The 25163-nt window shown below is 36.5% G+C and carries 24 protein-coding genes; 12 read left to right on the forward strand and 12 right to left on the reverse strand.

All coding sequences use genetic code 11. From position 1 onward, the window contains the following. Position 1: 1 nt before the first annotated feature. The 7 genes from C8D70_RS16460 to C8D70_RS16490 form a co-directional block, all read right to left on the reverse strand. Positions 2-460, reverse strand: a complete 459-nt coding sequence (locus tag C8D70_RS16460; RefSeq protein WP_079240316.1) for a hypothetical protein — start codon at positions 458-460, stop codon at positions 2-4. Further along, positions 457-1071, reverse strand: coding sequence for a DUF4254 domain-containing protein (locus tag C8D70_RS16465; protein WP_076596911.1), 615 nt, complete (start codon positions 1069-1071; stop codon positions 457-459). The genes C8D70_RS16460 and C8D70_RS16465 overlap by 4 nt, the downstream gene beginning before the upstream one ends. 15 nt (positions 1072-1086) lie before the next feature. Continuing rightward, positions 1087-1299, reverse strand: coding sequence for a twin-arginine translocase TatA/TatE family subunit (locus C8D70_RS16470; protein WP_076596910.1), 213 nt, complete (start codon positions 1297-1299; stop codon positions 1087-1089). A 31-nt stretch (positions 1300-1330) separates the two neighbouring features. Then, positions 1331-2893 (reverse strand): murein hydrolase activator EnvC family protein, encoded by a 1563-nt coding sequence (locus C8D70_RS16475; RefSeq protein WP_076596909.1) that lies wholly within the window; start codon positions 2891-2893, stop codon positions 1331-1333. Continuing rightward, the gene (locus C8D70_RS16480) at positions 2890-3735 is read right to left on the reverse strand and encodes a DUF4292 domain-containing protein (protein ID WP_110368039.1); all 846 of its coding nucleotides are present in this window, start codon (positions 3733-3735) and stop codon (positions 2890-2892) included. The genes C8D70_RS16475 and C8D70_RS16480 overlap by 4 nt, the downstream gene beginning before the upstream one ends. Before the next feature lie 105 nt (positions 3736-3840). Further along, positions 3841-4857: a sugar phosphate nucleotidyltransferase gene (locus C8D70_RS16485; RefSeq protein ID WP_076596908.1), complete on the reverse strand. Its 1017-nt coding sequence runs from the start codon at positions 4855-4857 to the stop codon at positions 3841-3843. A gap of 153 nt (positions 4858-5010) precedes the next feature. Then, positions 5011-6465, reverse strand: a complete 1455-nt coding sequence (locus tag C8D70_RS16490; protein ID WP_076596907.1) for a lipopolysaccharide biosynthesis protein — start codon at positions 6463-6465, stop codon at positions 5011-5013. A gap of 102 nt (positions 6466-6567) precedes the next feature. On the opposite strand from C8D70_RS16490, the gene C8D70_RS16495 reads away from it, so the two are divergent. Together C8D70_RS16495 and C8D70_RS16500 are read left to right on the forward strand one after the other, a co-directional pair. Next, entirely contained in the window at positions 6568-7905 is a 1338-nt protein-coding gene (locus C8D70_RS16495; protein ID WP_110368040.1) for a dihydroorotase, read from the forward strand. Between the two features lie 459 nt (positions 7906-8364). Further along, the gene (locus C8D70_RS16500; protein WP_146212897.1) at positions 8365-9198 is read left to right on the forward strand and encodes a tetratricopeptide repeat protein; all 834 of its coding nucleotides are present in this window, start codon (positions 8365-8367) and stop codon (positions 9196-9198) included. A gap of 88 nt (positions 9199-9286) precedes the next feature. Here C8D70_RS16500 and C8D70_RS16505 read toward each other — a convergent pair whose 3' ends face one another. The 3 genes from C8D70_RS16505 to C8D70_RS16515 form a co-directional block, all read right to left on the reverse strand. Next, positions 9287-11584 carry a GH92 family glycosyl hydrolase gene (locus tag C8D70_RS16505; protein WP_110368042.1) on the reverse strand — a complete coding sequence of 766 codons (2298 nt, stop codon included), beginning with the start codon at positions 11582-11584 and terminating at the stop codon, positions 9287-9289. A 77-nt stretch (positions 11585-11661) separates the two neighbouring features. Continuing rightward, positions 11662-12345, reverse strand: coding sequence for a response regulator transcription factor (locus tag C8D70_RS16510; protein ID WP_076596902.1), 684 nt, complete (start codon positions 12343-12345; stop codon positions 11662-11664). Positions 12346-12360: 15 nt separating this feature from the next. Beyond that, positions 12361-13614: a sensor histidine kinase gene (locus C8D70_RS16515; RefSeq protein ID WP_110368043.1), complete on the reverse strand. Its 1254-nt coding sequence runs from the start codon at positions 13612-13614 to the stop codon at positions 12361-12363. A 159-nt stretch (positions 13615-13773) separates the two neighbouring features. On the opposite strand from C8D70_RS16515, the gene C8D70_RS16520 reads away from it, so the two are divergent. The 9 genes from C8D70_RS16520 (at position 13774) to C8D70_RS16560 (ending at position 22175) form a co-directional block, all read left to right on the forward strand. Beyond that, entirely contained in the window at positions 13774-14184 is a 411-nt protein-coding gene (locus C8D70_RS16520; RefSeq protein WP_076596900.1) for a DUF1573 domain-containing protein, read from the forward strand. Between the two features lie 175 nt (positions 14185-14359). Beyond that, positions 14360-15241, forward strand: a complete 882-nt coding sequence (locus C8D70_RS16525; RefSeq protein ID WP_076596899.1) for an SDR family oxidoreductase — start codon at positions 14360-14362, stop codon at positions 15239-15241. An 83-nt stretch (positions 15242-15324) separates the two neighbouring features. After that, the gene (locus tag C8D70_RS16530; protein WP_110368044.1) at positions 15325-17265 is read left to right on the forward strand and encodes a M1 family metallopeptidase; all 1941 of its coding nucleotides are present in this window, start codon (positions 15325-15327) and stop codon (positions 17263-17265) included. A 362-nt stretch (positions 17266-17627) separates the two neighbouring features. Next, positions 17628-18515, forward strand: coding sequence for a DUF2589 domain-containing protein (locus C8D70_RS16535; RefSeq protein WP_228408052.1), 888 nt, complete (start codon positions 17628-17630; stop codon positions 18513-18515). A gap of 16 nt (positions 18516-18531) precedes the next feature. Then, the gene (locus tag C8D70_RS16540; RefSeq protein WP_076596897.1) at positions 18532-19227 is read left to right on the forward strand and encodes a hypothetical protein; all 696 of its coding nucleotides are present in this window, start codon (positions 18532-18534) and stop codon (positions 19225-19227) included. Continuing rightward, complete coding sequence (locus C8D70_RS16545) at positions 19227-19805, forward strand: hypothetical protein (RefSeq protein WP_110368045.1); 579 nt, start codon at positions 19227-19229, stop codon at positions 19803-19805. Before C8D70_RS16540 ends, C8D70_RS16545 begins: the two co-directional genes overlap by 1 nt. Before the next feature lie 13 nt (positions 19806-19818). Next, positions 19819-21081, forward strand: coding sequence for a S8 family peptidase (locus C8D70_RS16550; RefSeq protein WP_110368046.1), 1263 nt, complete (start codon positions 19819-19821; stop codon positions 21079-21081). Then, positions 21078-21281, forward strand: coding sequence for a hypothetical protein (locus C8D70_RS16555; RefSeq protein WP_076596894.1), 204 nt, complete (start codon positions 21078-21080; stop codon positions 21279-21281). The genes C8D70_RS16550 and C8D70_RS16555 overlap by 4 nt, the downstream gene beginning before the upstream one ends. A gap of 66 nt (positions 21282-21347) precedes the next feature. After that, on the forward strand, positions 21348-22175 hold the full coding sequence (locus C8D70_RS16560) for an endonuclease/exonuclease/phosphatase family protein (RefSeq protein ID WP_110368047.1): 828 nt from the start codon (positions 21348-21350) through the stop codon (positions 22173-22175). Between the two features lie 5 nt (positions 22176-22180). On the opposite strand, the gene C8D70_RS16565 is transcribed toward C8D70_RS16560, so the two are convergent. Then, entirely contained in the window at positions 22181-22867 is a 687-nt protein-coding gene (locus tag C8D70_RS16565; RefSeq protein WP_110368048.1) for a response regulator transcription factor, read from the reverse strand. Beyond that, entirely contained in the window at positions 22857-24179 is a 1323-nt protein-coding gene (locus tag C8D70_RS16570; protein ID WP_110368049.1) for a sensor histidine kinase, read from the reverse strand. The genes C8D70_RS16565 and C8D70_RS16570 overlap by 11 nt, the downstream gene beginning before the upstream one ends. Positions 24180-24296: 117 nt before the next feature. Here C8D70_RS16570 and C8D70_RS16575 point away from each other — a divergent pair, with 117 nt between their 5' ends. Then, positions 24297-25127: a GLPGLI family protein gene (locus C8D70_RS16575; protein ID WP_181416149.1), complete on the forward strand. Its 831-nt coding sequence runs from the start codon at positions 24297-24299 to the stop codon at positions 25125-25127. Positions 25128-25163: the final 36 nt, after the last annotated feature.

The raw sequence follows: 25163 nt of genomic DNA on the forward strand, positions 1-25163 counted from the left end.
TTTAACTTCCTGGCAAAGTGTCTTCAATAACAGAAATATTGGTTTTTAAACGAACCAGATATCTGTTAAGAACTTCATCGTCGTCTCTGTCAAGATTTTGCCTTAGCTTTTGAATTTTTTTATATGATTTTTCAAAGCTTTTAAGGGCTCTGCTTTTTCCTGCAGAATTGCTGGCATCAATAGCATATAAATAATTCTGAAGACTGTATTTCAAGCTGGTAATCTCATCATTTAATCCGTTGTTTTTAAACTTGGGAAAAGTAGAGATCATGTTTGAAATTTCAGAGGCATTGACATTCTGTTTGATATTGATATTAAAATTCTTCTTTGAGCTTCTGTCTGAATCAGAACCTTTAGCATCACTATAAAAATTATTTGACAACGGAGAAAGATTAAGCTTTTCCGTTGCGCAGGAAGATGTTAATATGATAAGTACTCCAAAGAAAAATAGTCGTTTCATTTTTGTTGCCCTTTTTGATAAAGGATTGGGTTAAGACTTTCATCATTGTACATTTTCATTTGTTTGTACACTTTCATCTTAACATTACCGTTTTCAATATCAGTAAGCAACTGATCTATAGAAGTTGATAGGTCTTCTTTCTGAGTAAGCAGAACATCCAGTTTGGCCTGGCAGTTGTTTCTGTGTTCTTCAGAAGCGGATTCTCTATTGGCTTCTAACGACATATGATAAACCTTTAATGCAAGAATTGATAGCCTGTCTACTGCCCAAGCGGGAGTTTCTGTATTTATTTTTGCTTCAGGTTTAGGAGTTATATTTTCAAACCTATTAAGAAACCAGCTGTCAATATATTCTACCAGATCAGTTCTTTTCTGATTGGAAGCATCTATCGTTCTCTTCAGTTGAAGAGCTTCAGCCGGATCAATATTTTCATCTCTAATTATATCTTCCAAATGCCATTGAACGGTATCAATCCAGTTCTTTGCATACAAAATCCGTTCCAAACTATCTTTTTCGAACGGGTTATTAATTAGAGTGTTAACGTCATCAGACACGTGATAGTCTTCAATAGCTTGATTGAAGACTTTCCATGCAGTCTCAGTAAATTTCATTAATTCTACGGAATTTTAGTTGCTGGAAGAATTGTTATTGTTGGAAGCCGATTTGTTTTCAGAACCTGGTTTATCTTCTTCTTTTACTGCATCTTTAAATTCTTTGATTCCAGAACCTACTCCTCTCATTAATTCCGGAATTTTCTTTCCTCCAAAAAGTAATACCAAAAGTATTGCTACGATAAGGATGTGCTGCCAAGATAAGGCAAGTATTGTTAGTGTATTCATCTCTTAAAATTTTTGTAAAGTTACACTTTTTTTAATATGAAATCCAACCTAATGGATCAACTGGTGTACTTCCGTTCCATACTTGGAAATCAAGTGTATAAGCACCATCAAAATCCTGAGCAATTGTACCTACCGGAGTTCCTGATGAAACCTGCTGTCCTTTGGAAACACTTACGTTTCCTAAGTTGGAATAAATGGTAAAATAACTTCCGTGTTTAATGATTACAGTCTTAGTTCCGTCATTGTTGGCGAGAACTGAAGATACTGATCCCGGGAACACTGATTTTGCGCGTGTACCTGAAGGAACGGAAATTTTGATCCCGTTATTTTCTTCTGTAATATTTTTGAAAACCGGGTGTGGCTGTCTTCCGAAACGGTGAGTGATTTGTCCGGCTCTGTCTGCAGGATAACTGAGTCGTCCTCTGTTGTCTGCAAAGCTGTTTCCTGTAGCGGTGGAAACTCCGTAGCTTGTCATGGCTTTGGTCTCTGCTGCTTTTTTATCTTCTTCTTTTCTTTTTGTAAGGGCTGCTTCTGCTGCTCTCGCGGCAACGAGTTTATCGGCAGCTTCTTTAGCTCTTGCATTCGCCTCATCAGAAGCTTTTTTAGCGGCTACTCTTCTGGCTTCATCTCTTGCGTTAGCTTCTGCCTTTGCTGCTTCTTCATTACGTTTTCTTTCTTCTTCCGCTCTTTTTGCTGCAAGGTCTGCGGCTTTCTTAGCTTCAGCTTCTGCTATTCTTCTTTCTCTTTCAAGGGCTTCAGCTCTTGCTTTAGCTTCCGCCTCGATTCTTGCTTTTTCTCTTTCAGCAGCCAGTTTTGCTAAACGTATTTTTTCTGCTTCTGCCTTTTTTCTGGCTTCTTCTTCTGCTTTGGCAATTCTGATCTCTTCTGCAATAATAGCTCTGATCTGTCCTTCCAATGCTTTAGACTGAACTTGTTTTTGCTTAAGTTCGGCTGTTAATTTGGATTCATTTTTCTTGAATTCGGCTACTAATTGTTCTTTTTGAGCTCTTTCGGCATTGATGGTTGCCAGATCTTTCTGTTGGTTAACCAACAGAGATTCCTTCGCTTTTACAGAATTTTGTTTTTGTGCGATGGTCTTTTTGATAAGATTGGCAGCATCTGTGATTTCAGCTGCTTTTTTATCCTGATAGTCTGAGTATTGTTTCAGATACTGAACTCTTCGTATAGCTTCTCCTAAATTTTTAGCAGAAAGTATAAAAGTTACTTTGTTCTGTACTCCTTTGTTTTTATAAGCATTCACCAAAACTTCAGCATAGTTTTTCCTCAAAACGGCAAGTTCTTTATTCTGACGGTTGATTTCCAGCTGACGTAAGTAGATATCATCCTCAATGAATCTTTTTTCTTTCTGCGTATTATTATAAACCTTTTCTCTTAAAACCAATTTTTGGTTGACATTAGAAAGATAGGCTACGGAAAGTTTTGATTCACTTCTGGTTTTAGCTAAATCGGTATTTATTTGTGCAATTTGTTTTTTAAGTTCGGCATTCTGCTTCTGCAGCTGTTCTTTGGTCTGCTGTCCCTGGTGCAGTCCGAACATCAAAACACCTATTAAAAAGCTAAATTTTCTAATCATTTAATCTCAATTTTCTTATAACTGGATGGTACAGAATAAGGTGTTTCCATCCTCGAAAAGTCAAATTTCGTGTTTTCCAGTAAAATCTGACTAGATTTTGAGCCTTTTATAATTATTTTAACATTTTTCGGAAGGCGTATTCCTTCGTATTCATTCCAGTCACTGTAAGAAACTTCCAGTTCATCTGATGACAGAATATCTTTTAAATTGACGGCTAACAAATCGTAATTGGTGTCGTATTGGAGGGCCACTTTGTATTCTCTGTTTTTTTCATCCGTTACGATTTTCTGATTTTTATTGGAAACCATTTTAAAACCCTGTGCATTTTGAGTGAGATCAAACTGTCTGTCGTTGATTTTTACAAAAGTTCTTCCCAGTAAGATTTTTTCCAATGATTTATAATCAATGAAATTAACATTCAGCAGATTATTAAGATAGTCAAAATCGGAATCTATATAGGTTTTATTAATTTTATCCTGTCCTTTTATACCTTCCGGAGTGGCAATACCTCTGGCAGCATTGATGAATAATGCTCTAAGATTCATCCACACCTTTTTATCATTTTCAATATAGATGGTTGCGTCCAGTGTAGGAACATAACTTCCTGTTTCTACTCTTACTTTGCTGTCTATTTTGATTTGTTCAAATTTTGGCGGAATTAATACATGTTCATAGAAAGTAAGTTTATCACTTACCGGTTCATTTACATCTTTTGGATTTCCATTGTCTTTTGCAGTATTAATGCTGTCCTGTGTATGATCAGTATTGTTTTGGGCAGCATTACGGGTCTTACACGATGATAAGGCAAGAAGCAATAAAAGAAATGGGAGCCAGTTTTTCATGTATTTATCTTTAATTAAAAAATACGTTGCAATATTAACGCCAAACCACACAAAATGTTTTGTGTGGTTTGATGATGTGTTGTTTAAGTTAAATATTTTATATCCTTATTTAGAAAGGAAATCTAAAACAGAATAGTCACCTAAAGAAATTTCTCTGGAAACTCCGAAATATTGTGCAGAATTACCGATCATAGAATTGGATAGATTTCCATGATTGATTCTTGTATTTTCCTGGATCAGGGAATTTTCAATGTTTGAATTGACAATGATGGTATTGTTTCCTAATGAAACACCAGGTCCTACTTTTGAATTGGATATTTTTACATTTTCTCCAATAAAGCAAGGCTGAATGATCAGCGAGTTTTCAATCACAGCAGAAGCAGGAAAATGAGTCATTTCCTCTCTTTCATATTCAAGAATTTTGCTGTTGGTTTCTACGGTAGCATTTTTATTACCGCAATCCATCCAGTCATTTACTTTTCCAAGGGTAAACTTAGCGCCTTTAGCTCTGAGGTTTTCAAGAGCTGTTGTTAACTGGTATTCGCCCCCGTTTTTAATATCATTATCCATGATATAATTAATTTCTTCCATTAGCTTTTCAGCGCTGTTGAAATAATAAATACCGATAATGGCAAGATCTGAAACGTAAGTAGTTGGCTTTTCAACAAAGTCGGTAATGAAACCATAATTATCTAATTTTACTACTCCGAAAGCGGATGGATCTTCAACACTTTTCACCCAGATTACACCGTCAGAATTTTTGTCCAACTGGAAGTCTGCGCGGAAAAGAGTATCTGCAAAAGCAATAACGATATCTCCCTGCATAGATTGTTCTGCACATTTGATAGCGTGAGCGGTCCCAAGAGGATCGTTCTGATAATAAATACTTCCTTTTGCTCCCAGCTTTTCAGCAATCTGAATAAGGGATCTTTCGATCTCAGGTCCAAAATCTCCGATGATAAAAGCTACCTCTTCAATGTTTTCTCCTGCAACTTTAGCAATGTCTTCCACCAATCTCTGTACGATAGGTTTTCCTGCAATAGGAATAAGAGGTTTTGGAACTGTCAGTGTATGTGGACGTAATCTGGAACCACGTCCAGCCATAGGGACAATAATTTTCATAAATTATATGTATAAAAGATGTTTTGTTAGTTGTTCTGAATATTTAGGTTAAAGATAATAATTAAAACCTTTGATGAAGTATGATTTATATCTTTTTAAATAATTGTTTAGATTAACAATAGGACTGTTTACAAGCAAAATAAAGACCAAAGTTTAAGGTCTTTTGATGATTTTGGATACTATCGTCTTTTCCTTAAAAAGTACCAAAGCTAAGAATAATATGAGAAATAGGTTGCCTATCAAATAATTGGTTCTGAAATAATAGAATGAAATCAATGAGCCGATAATGGTGAAGCTCAGATACATCAGTATTTTTCCTGTATTATAATGAATAGGATATTGCTTTTGTCCCCATATATAGGAAATGATCATCATAGACAGAAAGGTAATCAGCGCTGCCATGGCACTTGCCCAATATCCATATTGAGGAATGAATAAGAAGTTGATAAGAATGGTGATACATGCTCCAATAACAGAAATATATAAGCCAACTCTTGTCTGGTCTGATAACTTATACCATATGGAAAGGTTAAGGTAGATTCCCAGGAATAAAGCTCCTAGCATTATAAAAGGAATGATTTCAATCCCTTCATAGTAGAGAGGGTTTCTCAGGTATTTTTCTGAAATCCATTGAAGATTTACCATGAGTGCCATATAAATGATACAGCTACAGATGACAAAAACATCCATCAATACAGCGTAGGTCTTGTGAGAGTCTTTGTTCTTGAAACTTGAAAAAAAATAAGGTTCAATCCCCAGTTGATAGGCTTGTCTGAAAACAGTAATGAAGGTGGCAATCTTGTAGACCGCTCCATATACCCCAATCTGGTGACGTGCTTCTTCTCCGGGAAGAAGGTATTTCAAGAACTGCCTGTCCAATGTCTGATTCACTATACCGGCTAATCCCGCAATCATTACCGGCCAGGAATAGTTCATAATTCTTTTCCATAATCCGAAATCAAATTTGGAAATGCTGAAGCTGAAGAATTCCTTTCCTACAATCAAAAGGGTAATTATACTTTGGATGAGATTGGCAATGAAGACATATCCAACCCCGAAGTCAGGATTATATTTTAACCCAAGTACTCCCTCAGGATGCTTAGGAAGCCATCTGATGAAAAACAAAACCAGTAAAAAGTAAACCAGGGATCCTGCTACTTTTGAAAGCATGTATTTGAATGGCTTGCCTTGTAATCTCAATATAGCAGATGGAATAGTGGCAAAAGCGTCTAATGAAAGGATAAACAGAAAAATGACCAGAAAGTTAACCTGATCCGGAGTTTCAAAAGCTTCAGCAAGCTGAAATCTGAAGACATAGCCTAGAATAAGATAAATTAATCCCATGCTGATGATACTCATTGAGCAGGTTGAAATCAATGTTTTTTTGTCAATGTTATCCTCTTGTGCAAATCGGAAAAAAGAAGTTTCCATGCCATGTGTAAGCAATACCGTAATTACACCTGCAATGGAATACCAGTCTACAAACGGTGACGAAGCAGCTGGTCCGAAAGCCTTTGTAACGATGGGTGCAATGATAAATGGAAAAATACGGACCAATACGGAGCTAAGCCCATATACCGCTGTCTGTCCTAATAGTTTCTTATACAAAGTCGATTTTTTTTTTGCAAATGTAAAACTTTAAGCATTCGTTTTGCGATTTTGGGGTGAATTAAAACTTAAAATCTTAATTTTACAGCGAAATAAATTGAAATGAAAGTTCTTATAAAAAATGTAAATATCGTCAACGAAGGAAAAGTCTTTGAAAGCGATATACTGATAGAAAATGATTTAATCTCTAAAATAACTGCCGGAATTTCTGAAGATGCAGATCAGATCATTGATGGTTCAGGTAAATATCTTCTTCCCGGAGTAATAGATGATCAGGTGCATTTCCGTGAGCCGGGACTTACTCATAAAGGCGATATTGAAAGCGAATCAAGAGCGGCCATTGCCGGAGGGATCACCAGTTTTATTGATCAGCCGAATACTGTTCCAAACGCTGTTACCCAGGAGTTATTAGCAGACAAATATGAAATTGCTTCCCAAAAAGCATATGCCAATTACGGTTTTATGATGGGGGGAACTAATGATAATCTGGAAGAAGTTTTAAAAACAAATCCAAGAAATGTTCCGGGGATTAAATTATTCTTAGGATCATCTACAGGAAATATGCTGGTTGATAATCCTGAAACTCTGGAAAACATTTTCAGTAATACCAAAATGCTGATTGCTGTGCACTGTGAAGATGAAGCTACCATCAGAGCCAATACTCAGAAATATATGGATGAATATGGGGATGATATTCCTGTAAAATTCCACCATCTGATCAGAAGTGAAGAAGCTTGCTATAAATCTTCATCCAAAGCAATTGAACTTGCGAAAAAAACAGGAGCGAGGCTTCACGTTTTCCACCTTTCAACAGCAAAGGAAATGGAGCTTTTCCGAAATGATATTCCTTTACAAGATAAAAAGATCACCGCTGAGGTATGTGTTCATCACCTTACTTTTACCAATGAGGATTATGAAACAAGAGGAGGTCTTATCAAATGGAATCCGGCAGTAAAAACTCAAAAAGATAAAGATGCCCTTTGGGAAGCTTTGCTGGATGACAGAATAGATGTGATTGCTACAGATCACGCTCCACACACCGCAGAAGAGAAGAACAATGTATATACAAAATGTCCTTCAGGGGCACCTTTGGTACAGCATTCACTGGTGGTAATGCTTGAAAACTATAAAAATGGTAAAATCTCCCTTGAGAAAATCGTTGAAAAGATGGCTCATAATCCTGCTATTCTTTTTAAAGTGGAAAAAAGAGGTTTTATAAGAGAAGGCTACAAAGCAGATTTAGTTTTAGTAGATTTGAATGAAAACTGGACGGTTTCCAAAGACAATTTACTGTACAAATGTGGCTGGAGTCCACTGGAAGGAATGAATTTCCATTCTAAAGTTACCCATACATTTGTCAACGGACATCTGGTGTATGATAATGGTACAATTGCTGAGGGAAAATTTGGGGAGAGATTACTTTTTGAAGCGAGGGATTAATAGCGCAAAAAGGTAAAAAAGCGAAATCATAAAATTGCAAAAACTCTCTTAGAAACTATAATAATCAATAGGAGCGGGCTTTAGCCCGCTTTCTTATTTTAAAATCTGCCACTGGCTTCAGCCAAAACTAAGCTGTAAGATTATTAAGATTGACGAATGATTAAGTTAGATACTCTTTTAAGTTTCAAGATACTTTAAATTTATGTAGCTTCGCGCAAAAAATAATTAATACCTATGTACAAGCTCTTTTTATTGCTGTTTCTATCAATTTCATTAAACCTTAGTTCACAAATCAATACACAATTGCTTTCAAATTCATCATGGACATATTTGAAATCTGTTATGTTAGATGGAAGCAGGGATTTGTTCCAAAAACCATCCAGTTTTTTAATATGGAAAATTAATGATAATAACCTTTGTGAATATATTGATCCTTGGTATTTGGAGAGGAAAAGTTGTGTGAATGTTAAGATCGGAAAAAATGCAATACGAGTAGCTGATAAACCAATTTATGAAATTGAAAAGTTGACATCCGATTCATTAATTGTGATAGAAAAACCAGAAGGTGTTACTTTTCCTGATAAAATAAGAAAGAGATGGTTTGTAAAAACCTCAGAGATTTTAAAGAATTTTACGGATAAGGTAACTGGTGACTCGATTATAATTACTTCCCGAAATGCAATGCCATCATTGAAAAGGGAAATAAATTTTGAGCTTCTTGAAAGCTATTCAAAAAAGAAATATACTCTGGATTTTGAGACAGTAGGAGAAATCAAAATTTTCCCTAAAAAACAAAAGGTTGAAGTAACAGTGGACACTAAAAAGCAGAATAAAGATAATCAGACAGCTATTGAATTTTTCAAAACTACGCTGGAAAAAGATTATAAATTATGGGATCTGACAGGCTTTGAGAGATTTGAAAAAATTATTATTCCATACTATCTCAAGGTTAAATTAGAAGATGGTGACGCCGGTAGTATTGCTTTTTTTGGTAAAGTTTCTTTTGAAAAAGATAAAAAAACTGTAGTGAGAATAAAAGATAGGTTTGTTTCTGCAGAAAATTTTAATAAAGGTTTAAAAGCTATCAACAATCAAAAATTTGATAATGCAGTTTACTTTTTCAATAAAGCTCATGAAGATGATAACACCAATACAGAAGCATTGTACAACGTTGCTTCAATTGCAATGGCACAAAACAAAACAGACGTTGCCTGCACGGCATTAAAAAGATTGAAAGATCTGGAGCAAACGGAAGGGACCAAATTATACAACGAAAAATGTTCAGGAAAATAATCAATAGGAGCGGGCTTTAGCCCGCTCCCTTTATTTTAGATCTTCCATTGACTTCATCCAAAAATTATTATTTCAATCCTTTGCCTGCTTACTTTTTCGCTTTATTTCCCATATAGAAAGTAAGTTTCCCTCCATTCATAATATCAGAATGCTTCAACGTGAAATTCTTAATCTCTTTTCCATTCAGAAGAACTTTCTGAACATATATATTTTGGGGACTCTGATTGATTGCTTCAATTTCAAAAGTTTTTCCGTTTTCCAGATTCAGTACAGCGTGATCAATCGCCGGGCTTCCGATAGAATAGTTCTCTGATCCCGTAGCTACAGGATAAAATCCTAATGAACTTAAAATATACCATGCACTCATTTGTCCGGCATCATCATTTCCGCCCAGCCCATCAGGTGTAGCTTTATATTGCATTTCCAGAATACGGCGGATCTGTGCCTGTGCTTTCCACGGCTGCCCTGCCCAGTTATAGAAATAAGCAACATGGTGAGCAGGTTCGTTCCCGTGAACATATCCACCAATAATTCCTTCCCGTGTAATATCTTCAGTGTCTGCAAAGAATTCATCAGGTAAATGCATGGTGAACAGTTCGTCCAGTTTTGAAGCAAATTTTTTCTTTCCACCCATCATGGTGATCAGCTCATCCGGATTTTGTGGAACAAAGAAACTGTAGTTCCATGAGTTTCCTTCAATAAAGCCTTGTCCGTGGGTACTTAGCACATCAAAATCTTTTTTAAAGCTTCCATCTGCCAGACGTGGACGCATAAATCCGATGGTTTTGTCAAAATTATTTTTCCAGTTTTCAGACCGTTTCATAAACTGATTGTAAATATCTGTTTTGTTTAAATGTTTTGCTAGTTGAGCAATCACCCAGTCATCATAGGCATATTCTAATGTATTGGAAACTGATGTTCCGTTTTTTTCAGCCGGAATATATCCAAGGTCAATGTATTGTCCGATGCCCTCGTAATTCCTTTTATTAGCTGTTTCTATACAGGCTTTCAATGCTTCTTCAGGATCACCTTGATAATTTCCCTTGATAATAGCGTCAGCCACAACGCTTACACTGTGATAGCCGCTCATACACCAGTTGTCATTGGCATAATGTGACCAGACAGGTAACATTTTCATTGAGAATTGATTATAATGTGCCATCATGGATTTTACCATGTCACCATTTCGTTGAGGCTGGATGATATTAAAGAAAGGATGAAGCGTACGGTAAGTATCCCACAGAGAGAAGGTGGTATAATTGGTAAAGCCATCTGCTTTATGAACATTCTGATCCAGTCCTTTATATTCTCCATTAACGTCCATATAAGTGGTGGGGTTGATGAAGGTATGGTACATGGCGGTATAAAAATTCGTTTTTTCCGTATCAGAACCTTTGATGACAATTTTATTTAATTCTTTGTTCCAGTTGTCCTGGGCCTGGGCTTTCGCCTGATCGAAGGTAATATTTCCGGCTTCTTTTTCCAGGTTTTCCAAAGCATTGGTCTGGCTTACCGGAGAAATCGCAAGTTTTATTTCAATTACTTCATTTTCATTGGTATTAAAATCAAAATACATTTTCAGGTTCTTGCCTGCAATTTCCGGGAAGTTTTTATTCTGGTCGAATTTTCTCCAGAATCCTTTGTAAACCTGCTTCTCATCATAGTTTTGCTGACCGTACGATGTAAAAGGTTTGGAAAATTTCATCGCAAAATAAACCGTTCTGGTTCTTGCCCAGCCGTTGGTCTGACGGTAGCCAGTGATCATATTTCCGTTTTCTACCCGAACGTATGTCCATACATTTTTCCCGTCATAATTGTAAATGCCTGCCATCAGATCCAGAATAATATGAGCCTGATCAGATTTCGGGAAAGTATAGCGGTGAATTCCCACTCTTGGTGTTGCGGTCAGCTCTGCAAGGATATTGTGATCATCCAGTTTTACTTTATAATATCCGGCTTCTGCTGTTTCGTTTTGATGCGAAAATCTACTCCTGTAACCACTTTCCGGATTGGAAGCTGTTCCTGGATTCAGCTGAAGTTTTCCTACGGTAGGCATCACCAGAAAATCTCCGAGATCAGAATGTCCTGTTCCGCTGAAATGGGTAGAACTGAATCCCACAATGGTTTTGTCTTCATAACGGTAGCCGGCGCAGTATTTATAAACCTCACCATTATATTTTCCGTTAAGCGCATAAGAAATAGTATCTGTTTCAGGACTTAGCTGTACCGCACCAAAAGGAACGGTAGCTCCGGGATAAGTATGTCCCATTTTTTCGGTTCCGATCAGAGGGTTGACATATTGTACTAATTTTTCAAATTTTTGAGCATGAAAGTTTGCACTTAAAAGTACCAGAGAAAGAAAAACAATAGACTTGTGATTTTTCATTAATGATAATTTTTCAAAGTTTAAATTAAAGTGAAATCATCATTTAGTGTTGTGTTTTAAATTAGTTTAAATACTATTTACTCTTTTTCAGAAAAACGGAAACCTATTCCGTGAAGGTTTTCTATTAAAACGTTTTGCTCTTCAGCCAGTACCTTTCTCAGCCGGGAAATAAATACATCGAGGCTTCGTCCCATAAAATAATCATCATCACCCCAGATGGCCTTTAGAATGTCCTGTCTTTTGACCACCAGATTTTTGTGGCGGATAAAATATAAAAGAAGATCAGACTCTCTTTGGGTAAGGGTAATATGGTTGTCAATCCCTTGAAGGGTATAGTTTTTAGGATCAAAATCATATTTGCCCACTTTATATTGTAGAGGGGAAGCGTCTGTTTTCTTGGTACGTTTGAGGAAAACTTCAATTTTCAACATCAGTTCTTCAATACTGAATGGTTTTACCAGATAATCATCTGCACCAATTTTAAGCCCTTTGATTCTGTCTTCTTTTAAAGCTTTTGCAGAAATGAAAATAATAGGAATTTCAGAATTTTTATTGCGGATATTTTGTGCTAGCTCAAATCCGTTCATCCCGGGCATCATAATATCCAGCAGGCAGATATCAAAATCCCGACTGTTAAATGCTTCCAGAGCAGATTCACCGTCAGAATAACAGCTGATGTCATAATAGCTTTCCAGACTGTCTTCCACCAGAAAAGCTATTGTTTTGTCATCTTCGGCATATAAAATTTTAGATTTCTCCATAATACTTACACATGATTAATTTGAAAACGGAAAGAAGAGCGTTGTGGTAATTCCCGGGTCTTCATTATTCTCCACATAAATTTTCCAGTGATGCTGCTGAACTACTTTTTTTACATAAAATAATCCCAGGCCAAAACCATTTACTTCTTCACTTCTTTTGGTATGTACCCTGTAAAACTTATCGAAAATATGAGGAATATTTTTAGCAGGAATCCCCATTCCGTTATCTTTAAACTTTAAATATAAACCTTTTGAATCTTTATAAGCTGAAATTTCAATCACAGGCTTTCTTTCACAATATTTGATAGAATTATCCAGCAGGTTGTAAATGATATTGGTAAAGTGAAATTCATCTGCCATTACTGAAGTACTGTTTTCAATATCAATCTCAATGCTGAGGTCTTTGTTTTTGTGCCGAATATTATCAGCAATCTCCTGAATAAAAGGAAATAACAGGATTTTTTGAGGCTTTAATGACAGTCCTGCCGCATCATTTTTAGCAATATTCAATATTTTCTCAATGTGGCTGTTAAGCTTGTGACTTTGATTGATGATAATGGAAGTATAGGTCTGCAGTTTAGAATTATCTTGTACCAGTTCCTGCTTATTGAGAGCTTCCGAAGCCAAAAGTATCGAAGATAAAGGAGTCTTAAACTCATGAGTCATATTATTAATAAAATCACGCTGCAGTTCCGAAAACTTCTTCTGCTGAATGATCGTATAAATAGAATATACATACACCAAAAGGATGATGATAAGGGCAAATGTAAGGAGATACCAGAATCTTAATGAACTGATCAGATAAGTGGTTTTATCAGGAAAACGGATGGAAAAGTAATAGATCAGATTTTTATGCTTCGGAAAATTGATTACCTTGTTGCCGGGGCTTTCCTGATGGGTAGTCATATACTTTCCGTACACCATTTTATCACTGTGGCAGTTGTATAGTGCATACACATAATCTGTATTGATCTGGAAACGGGTAAATTCTGTTTTAAGATAATATTCCAGCACTACGGGATGAAATTCATTGTTAATATTAACCACATAATAGTCATTGGCAATATTCTGTACAGGATTTTCGGTGTAGGAAGTCTTTCCTCCGGATAGCTTTTCTGCAACTTCCATTAATGCGATATTGACCTTCTGGTTAAACTTTTTGTCTTCAAGATTATAAGCCTGGCGCGTCCACATCAGCTGTGCTATTAAAATCCCGATAATAGCAACAAATCCCAGCGTTATAATAATATTGAGTCTTTTTATTTTCATTTCCTGAAACAATATTATCCAAAAATATCTATTTATCTTTTATTATTAACAACTCATTAACAAATGTTAGATAGCGGTTAACAAGTTGTAATCACAGTCTGATTTACATTTGCTATATCGAAAGAAAATAATCAGTTTCAAATATTAAAATTTATACTCATGAAAAAACTAAAAATTACAGCTCTTTTGGCAGTGTTGGCATTCTCTCCTTTTTATGCGAATGTACTTACTGCGGACGCTCCATCCATTGTGAAAATGGTAGCAGATGCTATTAAATGGAAATCAGAGTCTATTGATGTAGGAAATATTCCTCAGGGAAAACCGAAATTGATCAGATTTGAATTCACCAATACAAGTTCAAAACCGATTATCATACAAAATGTAGCTCCTTCTTGCGGATGTACCACTGCAGATTATACCAAAACACCTATCCAGCCTGGGAAGAAAGGATTTGTAGAAGCCAGCTATAATGCAGCAGCAGCTGGTCCGTTTATGAAGACTGTAAACGTTACTACAAGTGACAGCAAAACTCCTAAGACACTTTCATTCAAAGGAGTGGTTACAGCTTAATACATTATTTTTTTCAAGATTAAAATAGCCCGGTAAGTAATTATCAGGCTATTTTATTTAAAAAAGTCTACCGGTTTTAAAAAATAGGGAGAGAATAATTATTTGTAGCATTATTTATCAATCCATTTTAAAGGATTGCATTTCAATATTTAGTATTTTTAAGAAAAAATATTTTATGAGTCTATATACACAACCTATGCTGCGCGAAGGGGCACTAAAAGATAAAGTAGCAATTGTAACAGGCGGCGGCAGCGGTCTTGGCAAAGCGATGACCAAATACTTTCTTGAACTGGGCGCTAAAGTAGTGATTACTTCCAGAAATCTGGAAAAGCTGCAGACCACAGCTAAGGAACTTGAAGATGAAACCGGAGGTAAGGTGCTTTGCGTAGCGTGTGATGTAAGAAACTGGGAAGAGGTAGAAGCAATGAAAGAGGCAACGCTGAAAGAATTCGGAAAGATTGATATTTTGTTGAATAATGCAGCAGGAAACTTCATTTCTCCAACAGAAAAACTAACTCATTCTGCTTTTGACTCCATTCTCGATATTGTTTTAAAAGGAACAAAAAACTGTACCCTTTCCGTAGGAAAACACTGGATAGATTCTAAAACACCGGGAACTGTACTGAACATTGTAACCACTTATGCATGGACAGGTTCTGCCTACGTAGTGCCATCAGCCTGTGCAAAAGCCGGAGTTCTGGCCATGACCAGATCTTTAGCGGTAGAATGGGCAAAATACGGAATCCGTTTTAATGCCATTGCACCAGGACCTTTCCCTACAAAAGGAGCTTGGGACAGACTTCTTCCCGGAGATCTTCAGGAGAAATTTGATATGAAGAAAAAAGTTCCGTTGAGAAGAGTAGGAGAGCATCAGGAGCTTGCCAACCTTGCTGCTTATCTGGTTTCTGATTATTCAGCGTATATGAATGGGGAAGTGGTAACCATTGATGGAGGAGAATGGCTTCAGGGTGCCGGCGAATTCAATATGCTTGAAGCAATTCCTAAAGAAATGTGGGATGCTTTGGAAGCCATGATAAAAGCCAAAAAATCAAATTAAATTAAACTTATAATAAAAAAACTCCCGGATGTGTAACAAATCCGGGAGTTTTTTTTACCTATACACTAAATAATACTTTTCAAATGAATTTTAAACTTCCGACCCTTGTTTCGACGCTTGCAGTTGTCCTCTTCTCAGGATCTGCATATGCACAGCAGACTCCGAAATACGATTACGTAGAAGCATTTAAGCCATTCTTTTATCCGCAGACAGGTACAGCAACCCGCTCTGCAAGCGGACAACCGGGACATGCTTACTGGCAGAATTCAGCAGATTATCATTTGAATGTCAGCCTGAATGAAGCTAAAAAAGAAATTACAGGAACAGCAGAAATTACCTATACCAATAACAGTCCGGATAAATTAGGCTTTCTGTGGCTGCAGCTTGATCAGAACCTTTTTGCGAAAGACTCCAGAGGAAATGGCGTAGTTCCGCTTTCCGGAAGCCGAAATGGAGCTCATGGCGAAGAGTTGAACGGCGGATATACCATTAAATCAGTTAAACTGGATGGTAAGAAAGATGTAAAATATACCATTACCGATACGAGAATGCAGATTGATCTTCCCAAAGAGCTGAAAGCCAATGGAGGGGTTACCAAAATAGAAATTGAATATTCCTTTATTTCTCCTGATTATGGTTCAGACAGAATGGGAATACAGGATACTAAAAACGGTAAAATATTTACCATAGCACAATGGTATCCGAGAATGTGCGTATACGATGATGTTTTAGGATGGAATACATTACCCTACCTTGGAGCTTCGGAATTCTATTTGGAATATGGAAATATCACAGCCAATATTACAGTTCCTGCCAATCATTATGTAGTGGCATCCGGAGAACTTCTGAATGAGAAAGAAGTGTACAGTAAAGAAGAAATTAAAAGATGGAATGAGGCAAGAAACAGTGATAAAACGGTAATGATCCGTCCTGAATCTGAAATCGGTAAAAATAAAACTTCCGGTACAAAGACCTGGAAATTTAAAATTAATCAGACCAGAGATTTTGCATGGGCATCATCTGCCGGATTTATTTTAGATGCCGCAAAAATAAATTTACCCAGTGGAACGAAATCTTTGGCTATTTCAGCTTATCCTGCAGAAAGTGCCGGTGACAAAGCATGGGGAAGATCTACAGAATATACGAAAGCTGCTATAGAGCATTATTCTAAAAAATGGTATGAATACACCTATCCGGCTGCCACCAATGTAGCAGGAAATGAGGGAGGAATGGAATATCCGGGAATTGTTTTCTGTCATATGGACTCCAAAGGAGAAGATCTTTGGGGCGTTACAGACCATGAGTTCGGACACAACTGGTTTCCTATGATCGTAGGATCTAATGAAAGACTCTTCGCATGGATGGATGAAGGGTTTAACACGTTCATCAACGGACTTTCCACCGAAGCTTTCAATAAAGGAGAATATTACCGTAAACCGAATCTGGCAAGATCAGGAATGTATCTGTTGACAGATAGTCTGGAACCTGTAATGGTAGGACCGGACAATATGAAAGAAAGAAGCATTGGTGCTTTAGCTTATTTTAAACCGGGAACAGGATTAAAGGTTTTAAGAGAAGCAATTCTGGGTCCTGAAAAATTTGACAAAGCATTCAGAACCTATATAGATCGCTGGGCTTTTAAACATCCTACTCCCTGGGATTTTTTTCATACCATGGAAAATGTTTCCGGAGAGGAACTGAACTGGTTCTGGAGAGGATGGTTCTTTAATAAATGGAAAATTGATCAGGCTGTTAAAAACGTAAAATACATCAACGGAGACTTTAAAAACGGAGTTGAGATTACCGTTGAAAATATTGGGCAAATGCCGATGCCTACTACTGTACAGTTGAAATTCAAAGATGGAACTGCACAGGTGGTGAAAATTCCTGTTGAAGTCTGGAAAAGAAATACTGAATGGACATTCAAGGTAGATTCCAGCAAGGAAATTGATGAGGTAAAGCTGGACCCGAATTCTGTTGTTCCTGATATCAATCTGGAAAACAATAGCCGTAAACCGTCATAAAAATGTTGGATCTATTTAAATTTAACGCAAAGCTTTCATTTGTATGCTGTAATATTTTTAAGAGAGCAAAGGATGGAATCAATGAAATTGATTCTTTCTAAGCGAACGCATATTCATATAGCTTCATCAGCAACTTGTTGCGTTCTTAGCTTACTTTAGAATAAGAAGAATTCATATCATCTTTACGTTTATATAAAATAAACATCCGCAATATACATCACAAAAGCCTGAGCTTACCATCGTAAGTTCAGGCTTTTTATTTTAGGGTGTTTTTCCGGGATAAGTGAAGGGATTCTCCTGCAATGTTTTGGTGGTCGGCAATATAATTTTGTCTTACAATATTAATTTAAAACAAAAACAACATGGAAACATTAAAATCAGTGCTTGAAGCAAGCCACGCCAAAAAAACAAAAAATGAGTTAATTGATCTTTTATCAGGAGTAGAAAAAGTGCTTACTCCTGCAGTGTACGAAAAAGTATCAGGAATTGAAACTTCAGAATTGAGTTCATTGACGAACAAAGAATTATTAACCATTGTAGATGAGTTCAAAAAGAACTATGATGAAAAGTGGGAAAAATCTTTCTCCGGTGCCTCTTCTGAGATCATAAAACTGATTGCCGGTAGAATGGCTGCTGATGAAGAGATTTTCAGAACCTCTGATGCTGCCAGCGCAGATTTTGCTGCAGAATTGGGAAGTATTGATTTTGCTACCATCATTGGCGGACCTTTGGATGCCTGTGTAAAAGCACAGTCTAATGCATCTATTGCCACTGTTAATTTCATCAATGAAGTTGGGTTCGAACTTACAGATCCTGCCAATGCTGCCAGTCCTAAAAAACTGAGAATGGCAGAATTCAAATACAAAAAAAATATTCCGAACCCGGATTTTAAGGAAGATGAGCCGGTAAGTGCAACCAACCCAAAAACCATTCCTGATGATGTGGAAATTTCAGTACCTTTTATTGCGCTGCTGAATGTCCCAAGCTTCAGAATTGAAACCTGTGAAGTAGATTTTAATGTTAAACTTAATTCTACGTACACCAAAGACGTAAGTGATGAATTTAAAATCGATGCAGGAGCATCTGGGGGCTGGGGGCCAGTAAAATTTAAAGTGGATGTCTCTTATAAAAGAACTTCCAGTACGGGAATCAAAGTGGAAAAAGAATATTCTCTTGGCGTAAAAGTACGTGCAACCAATGACGAAATGCCTGCAGGGCTTGAAAAAGTGCTTGGACTTCTTTCACAATAATTAGATTTTACGAAAGATGATAAAACTATCAGATTACCTGGATTATCTCAACAACGAGATAATTCAGGCTCGTAAAAAAGCAGACGAAAATGCAGTTCTTATTGCCAAAGAATATGCCCGTCATGAATACCTTAAATATTTTAAGGTTCCGAGATATGCCCTGCCCAGTGTAAAGATGGATATCCCGATTAAAATCACGGATATCGATTCAGATTCCAAATATAATTTTAAACTGAACCAGGATCAGTTTGTTACAGAATTGAATGAGAGAATCCGTCTTGTGAACAAGGAGAAAAGGATGAATATTCCTCAAATTACTATAAAACAGATTCAGACTGAAGAGTTTAAGACACTGTTCAGTACACTGGAAAAAAATGATCAGAAATTCGGTAAGCTTCCTGCTGTCGAAGTCCTTAAGTTGGATCTCAGAAAAAAAGTCCAGCTTCTCAATTCCGGAATCTTCAGACCTCAGGATGAAGGAACCGATGAGACCGATGAGCTGAAAGAAATCTTTTCAAAGGTTTTACTGAATAAATATACCCTGGTGAATGCCAAGCTGAATAATATTTACATAGATCCAAACACCAGTGCAGCGGAGGATAAAGACAAGTTATTCATCAACCTCCATGTAGAAATGGAGGAAGAAGGAATCAGAATTGTGTCTTATAAAGACAAAGACGGGAATGAAATAGAACAGATAACTTTTGAATAATGCAGGAACTTATTCACTTTACAGTACAGAAAATTAAGGAGCTTCTGGAACAGTTCAATGAAGTTCAGTCCTTATACCTGTCTAAATCATTTGACTTTGATACCCGTTTTGATGGATTTCTCAACGAAGTCCTGGAATATTTTCGTACTAAAGGAAACACCAGCTATGAATCTGAAGTTTTGAAAATTATGAATATGATTGCGACAGTGAAAAGAGGCTTTAATCCTATTAAAATGGAGAAAATAGTATCCGGAAGACGAGAACTTCTGGGAGGATTCTCATTCAACGGAATGGAAAGCATTTATGATATTCTTATGGAAATATATACGAAGGAAAACAAGAAGCTTGATGAGGCGGAAGAACTTATTTCAGGAATCATTGTTTCATTATATCAGAATGGTATTCTGGATGATGAAAAACTGAAAGACATGAATTCCGTACCGAAAATTGAAAGCTTCTGGAACTCACTCGTTGTACAAAATGCAGCCATATCCGGAATTAATAAAAAACTCAGACTTTCCATCATTCCGGAAGATATTTTCATTATTCTGGAAAAAGTATTTCTGAAATTAATTTAAAAAAAAGATCATTATGGAAACCGGAAGATACATTGTTCTGCTAGAGGATCAGCAGAAAAATTCGCTCAAAAAAATAGAGAAAGAACTGGAAGTGAGTATTACTTCCTCAGAATTTCTCTCCAAAGAAAACCGTTCTTATGATGTCATAGACAAGGACAATGGTGTACTTTATAAAAATCTTGGGGTATTGGTGGTGGAAAATATGGATGAAGATCAATTGAAAAGCGCAGTAAAAGATGAATCAAATTCTATTATGTACTACGAAAAAGAAAGAGAATTTTTCTCTGCCGATGAATTGCAATTGATTAATGAACTTAAAAAACAGTCTGCCGGACTCACAGAAAAAATTTCAGAACTTGAAAAATACATAACCAGCAAGCCTTTACCTCAAAAATCATTCGTCGAAATGGAATGGGGATTAAAAGCAATCGGACTGGAAAATGCAAACTATACAGGAAAAGGAATTGATGTCTGTATTCTTGATACCGGCCTTGAAACGTCCCATCCCGATTTTTCAGCTGAACAAATTGAAGGAAAATCTTTCATAGACGGTGAAGACTGGAACAGAGACCCCAACGGACATGGTACACATTGCGCAGGAGTGGCCACTGGAAATACCAGACGTGATACAGGAAAGCGCTACGGAATTGCCAGAGACTGCAATCTGAAAATAGCAAAAGTGCTCGCAGACAATGGAAGAGGAACTACCAGCAGTGTGATTGATGCGATAGACTGGGCCATTTCAAAGAAATTCAGAATTCTGTCCCTTTCGCTGGCATCTCCTGCGAAACTTGATGATCAGCCTTCCGTTCTTTTTGAAACCATTGGAGAAAGAGCGTTGGAAAATAACTGCCTTATTATAGCAGCTGCAGGCAATGACAGCAACAGGCCGCAGATTCCACAGCCTGTTTCCATGCCGGCCAATTCAAAATCTATTATGGCCGTAGGAGCTATTGACGCTCAGATGAAGATCGCAAGATTTTCAAATGCAGGCCTCAACCCGTCTACAGGGGGAAATATCAATGTCTGTGCTCCAGGGGTAGATATTATCAGTTCCTATCCTAAAAATGCAAAAAATAAAAGTAATTTGTACTACAGCATGAGTGGTACAAGTATGGCAGCACCGCATGTTTCCGGGCTTGCTGCGTTGTATATGGAACAGTTTCCCGATAAATCAGCAAAAGAGATCTGGGAACTGATTGAAAAGAAAGCAAGACCTATTGAAGGCATAAAATACAGAGATATTGGAAACGGTTTAATACAGATATACGTATGATCACTTACCTCGCAGTTTTAAAGAAAGATATAAACTTTAAAAAGCTGGAAGCACTTCTTAAAAGCAAAAACATAAAACTGGCTTCCCACTACAAAACCATAGGTGTTGTAAAGCTTGAAAGCAGTATACCCGTTTCGGAGTCCGAATTTCAGGAGTATTTTATATCTGTAGAAGAAGAAAAAGATAATTTAACAATATAATCACATCAATAAAGCTTTTCTGTCGCAGAGAAGTTTTATTTTTGTCTCTTACTGATAAAATAACATATGAATTTCAGATTTTCAATGGCGTTTCTGATGTTTTTTGCATTAGGATTTTCACAAGACCTTACCGTGATGAGTTTTAATATCAGACTGAACGTAGAGTCGGATAAAGACAATGCCTGGCCAAAAAGGAAACAGGACGTTGCGGATTTACTGACCTATTATCATCCTGATTATTTCGGAGTACAGGAAGCCCTTCCAGAGCAGATGAAAGATATTAAAACAGGATTGAAGAACTATGATTATGTAGGCGTAGGAAGAGATGACGGAAAAGAAAAAGGAGAGTTTTCTGCCATCTTTTATGATACAAACAAGCTGCAAATTATAAAATCCGGTACGTTCTGGTTATCTGAAACTCCGGAAAAACCTTCAAAAGGCTGGGATGCCGCACTGAACAGAATCTGTACCTATGCTGTATTTAAAGAAAAAAAATCCAGGAAAGAATTTCTGGCGATGAACCTTCATTTTGATCATGTAGGAAATGTGGCAAGAGTAAAATCTTCCGAACTGATCCTTAAAAAAATCAAAGAGCTGAACCCAAAAAATCTTCCGGTAACGCTGAGCGGAGATTTTAACCTGACAGATGATTCCGAACCGATTAAAATTCTTTCCCGGAATATGAAAGATACTTTTTATCATTCAGAAACGAAACATTATGGCCCGGTAGGAACATTCACAGGCTTCAATGTGAATGAAGTTCCGAAAGACAGAATCGATTATATTTTTACACAAGGTTTTAAGATCAGATCTCACAGACATATTAATGACAGAAGAGAAAATCTGTTGTATCCGTCAGACCATTTTCCGGTGATTGTGAATCTTTCTCTATAAAAAAATCAGTTGGTTGGAAAATCGACTTCAAATCCAATTCCTCTTAGGGATTGGATTTTTATTTTAGGATCACTGTTGAAATACTTACGAAGTCTGCTGATAAATACATCAAGACTTCTTCCGGTAAAATAATCATTCGTTTCCCAGAGATTATCCAGAATGTTATCCCTTGTAATGATGGATCGGTTGTGCTTCAGAAGATACAGAAGCAGCTCCTGTTCCCGTATGGTTAATCGATTGTTTCCGTTAGCATGTGACAATAGAAGCTTAGTGGTATCCAGTACAAATTCTCCTATTTTTAGCTGACTTTCTGTAACGGCGGGAAGTGTCCTTTTCAGAATGTTTTTAATCCGTAAAACAAGCTCTTCAGGATCGCATGGTTTGGCAATATAATCGTCAGCACCTATTTTCAATCCGGTCAATCGGTCTATTTTTTGATTTTTAGCTGTTAAAAATAACAATGGGAAATAACTTTTTTCCTTAATGATCATTTTAGCCAGAGAAAAGCCATCGATATTGGGCATCATCACATCCAGAATTCCGATCTGAAAAGGAAAATCAGCATGAACCAATGGTACGATATCTTCCGGATTCTGAAACCAGCTGACTTCAAAATCTTCCAATTCAAGATATTGTTTAAGAATCATTCCGAAATCCGGATCATCTTCTGCCAGAAGAATTTTAGTTTTCATAAGGAATTGATATTTTAAAAGTACTGCCTCTATAGATTTGACTGGAAACTTCTATTTTTCCGCCATAATTCGCAATGATCTTTTTCACGAAATAAAGTCCCAGCCCAAGACCTTTGCTGTTGTGAATATTGTTATTCTGTATTCTGTAGAATTTTTCAAAAATAGTATTGAGTTCTTTCGTTTCCATACCTTGGCCGTTGTCAGAAACTTCGACCTCCAATTGTTGAGAATTATTGCGGATGTGTATTTGAATAGCCGATGATCCGTATTTTACACTGTTTTCACAAAGATTTTTAATGACTGTTTCCATCAGGTTTTTATCAAAAGGAAGCTCTTGTGAAACTGTATTTTCAAGGTTATAATCAGTATCTGGATAAGTAACAGAAAGATCCTGAATGAAAAAGTTCCAGTCCTCAGGTTGTACAGCGGTCATTTTATCAGGGATTTCATCTTTATGAAGCTGAAGCATCAGGCTTTCAAGCCGGGAAATCTGTCTGTCAATAAGAGGAAGTGTTTCAGGATTCCATTCTTTTTTTAATGCTTTGGAAGCTATTTTTAAAGTAGCAATAGGCGTTTTAAACTCATGTGAAATATTATCCACAATGTTGTGGAGAACTTCCACCTGCTTCTGCTGCTGGATCAGATTTCTGATCGTGAAAATATAAAGCAGAAGAACTCCCGAAAGAAGTATTATACAGCAAATAATCAATAAGGTAAGTTCTTTGAAAACGATACCTTTTATATTTCTGATCTCAAAATCTGTCTGGGTTTTAACAAGGAAAGTATTCTTTTTTTCAACGTGGCCTTTTTCCGTGTCATCTCTTTTGGTTGTTGAGGTTTCCCAGCTTCCGTTACTGGCAATACGCGGATTTTTAAGCTTATCCTGCGTTTCAAAAATAACAATAGGTTCGGTAATTACTTTTGAGCTGTCCGGCAGATGTACAATAGAAAGATACCGTATTCTTGCAGAGATTTCGTAACCGTCTTTCTGGTAGCGGCTGTTGATGTAATGAATCAGTCTTTCTCTGGCAGATTTTCTGTTTTCTATGAAATGATTCAGAAAGTCTTTTCTGTTGATCTCCTTGTTATGGTACCTGATAATGATTTCCTGAAGAGAATCATCATTTTTTTCTTTCACCTCCTGAATATCCTCAAGGCTGTCTGTGTAATTGGTAAGTCCGTCATTCACGGATCTGTAAATGTCCCTTTCTTTTACCTGATAGGTTTTATACATAAAGTAAACCTGGATTCCCAATAAAAGCAGGAACAATGCGGCAAAAACCGAAATCAGAATTTTACTCTTGGCTATCATTAAAACAAAGATAAAACTTTAGTCATTTTACAGAAATTATTCTTTTATCATTAACCTTTTATTAACCTGATGATTAATATGATTTTTGGTAATTTTAGACAATTAAAAGCCTATTTAATGAAAAAGATGTTTTTTTTTATTCTGTTGATTGGGATGATCATCAACGCACAAACCCATCGCTTTATATATGAGCTTCAATACAGGCCTGATCCTAAAGATGCAAGTTATGATAAAGAAGAAATGGTACTGGATATCAATCCTGAAGAAGTGAAATTTTATGAATTTGAATTTTTAGCAAACGATTCTTTGAATATCCTTCATGGAGGAATGACTTATCAGCATACCAGCCAGTCCGGACAGACCATTGTACGAAAAAGAAATTCCAATAAAAACAAAAACTTTGTTCAGATTATAATGATGCCATATTATTATGTTTTTGAAACGGAGGATAATGTTCAGTGGAAAATAGAGGCTGATACTAAAAAGATCAACAGTTATAATTTGCAAAAAGCAACTGCCATGTTTGGAGGTAGAAACTGGACTGCCTGGTTTACTCCGGATATCAATATTCCTGAAGGACCGTATAAATTTAGAGGACTTCCGGGATTGGTTTTGTATGTGGAAGATGATAAGAAAGATTTTATATATTCTTTTTTGCGAAATAGTAATCTTTCCAAAACATATGATACAACAGGCTTTCTCGAAAAGCATTATTCATTGGCTCCTATTGTCATTGACTTTAAGAAATGGGTGAAACTGAATCTGGAGTTTTATAATGATCCCTATGCCAGAATGAGAACCGAATTTCAGCCGGACTGGAATGTACGCATTAATGGGCAGCAAATCAAAAGTAAAGAAGAGTTTGCAGGATTGACCAAGCAAACACAGATCAACATAAAAAAATATTATAATCCAATAGAACTGGATAAAATAATTCCTTATCCATAAAAATATTGTATTGATTTTGAAAACCTGAATTTCCGA

The sequence above is a fragment of the Chryseobacterium sp. CBTAP 102 genome (assembly GCF_003201365.1).
GTDB classification, from domain to species: Bacteria; Bacteroidota; Bacteroidia; order Flavobacteriales; family Weeksellaceae; genus Chryseobacterium; species Chryseobacterium candidae.

Coding starts and splice junctions, on each gene's coding strand:
- C8D70_RS16550 (WP_110368046.1), top strand. CDS start 19,819: ATGGAAACCGGAAGATACATTGTTCTGCTAGAGGATCAGCAGAAAAAT.
- C8D70_RS16505 (WP_110368042.1), bottom strand. CDS start 11,584: ATGAAAAATCACAAGTCTATTGTTTTTCTTTCTCTGGTACTTTTAAGT.
- C8D70_RS16480 (WP_110368039.1), bottom strand. CDS start 3,735: ATGAAAAACTGGCTCCCATTTCTTTTATTGCTTCTTGCCTTATCATCG.
- C8D70_RS16470 (WP_076596910.1), bottom strand. CDS start 1,299: ATGAATACACTAACAATACTTGCCTTATCTTGGCAGCACATCCTTATC.
- C8D70_RS16525 (WP_076596899.1), top strand. CDS start 14,360: ATGAGTCTATATACACAACCTATGCTGCGCGAAGGGGCACTAAAAGAT.
- C8D70_RS16555 (WP_076596894.1), top strand. CDS start 21,078: ATGATCACTTACCTCGCAGTTTTAAAGAAAGATATAAACTTTAAAAAG.
- C8D70_RS16575 (WP_181416149.1), top strand. CDS start 24,297: ATGAAAAAGATGTTTTTTTTTATTCTGTTGATTGGGATGATCATCAAC.
- C8D70_RS16520 (WP_076596900.1), top strand. CDS start 13,774: ATGAAAAAACTAAAAATTACAGCTCTTTTGGCAGTGTTGGCATTCTCT.
- C8D70_RS16540 (WP_076596897.1), top strand. CDS start 18,532: ATGATAAAACTATCAGATTACCTGGATTATCTCAACAACGAGATAATT.
- C8D70_RS16570 (WP_110368049.1), bottom strand. CDS start 24,179: ATGATAGCCAAGAGTAAAATTCTGATTTCGGTTTTTGCCGCATTGTTC.
- C8D70_RS16485 (WP_076596908.1), bottom strand. CDS start 4,857: ATGAAAATTATTGTCCCTATGGCTGGACGTGGTTCCAGATTACGTCCA.
- C8D70_RS16565 (WP_110368048.1), bottom strand. CDS start 22,867: ATGAAAACTAAAATTCTTCTGGCAGAAGATGATCCGGATTTCGGAATG.
- C8D70_RS16495 (WP_110368040.1), top strand. CDS start 6,568: ATGAAAGTTCTTATAAAAAATGTAAATATCGTCAACGAAGGAAAAGTC.
- C8D70_RS16545 (WP_110368045.1), top strand. CDS start 19,227: ATGCAGGAACTTATTCACTTTACAGTACAGAAAATTAAGGAGCTTCTG.
- C8D70_RS16535 (WP_228408052.1), top strand. CDS start 17,628: ATGGAAACATTAAAATCAGTGCTTGAAGCAAGCCACGCCAAAAAAACA.
- C8D70_RS16465 (WP_076596911.1), bottom strand. CDS start 1,071: ATGAAATTTACTGAGACTGCATGGAAAGTCTTCAATCAAGCTATTGAA.
- C8D70_RS16530 (WP_110368044.1), top strand. CDS start 15,325: ATGAATTTTAAACTTCCGACCCTTGTTTCGACGCTTGCAGTTGTCCTC.
- C8D70_RS16475 (WP_076596909.1), bottom strand. CDS start 2,893: ATGATTAGAAAATTTAGCTTTTTAATAGGTGTTTTGATGTTCGGACTG.
- C8D70_RS16460 (WP_079240316.1), bottom strand. CDS start 460: ATGAAACGACTATTTTTCTTTGGAGTACTTATCATATTAACATCTTCC.
- C8D70_RS16510 (WP_076596902.1), bottom strand. CDS start 12,345: ATGGAGAAATCTAAAATTTTATATGCCGAAGATGACAAAACAATAGCT.
- C8D70_RS16515 (WP_110368043.1), bottom strand. CDS start 13,614: ATGAAAATAAAAAGACTCAATATTATTATAACGCTGGGATTTGTTGCT.
- C8D70_RS16560 (WP_110368047.1), top strand. CDS start 21,348: ATGAATTTCAGATTTTCAATGGCGTTTCTGATGTTTTTTGCATTAGGA.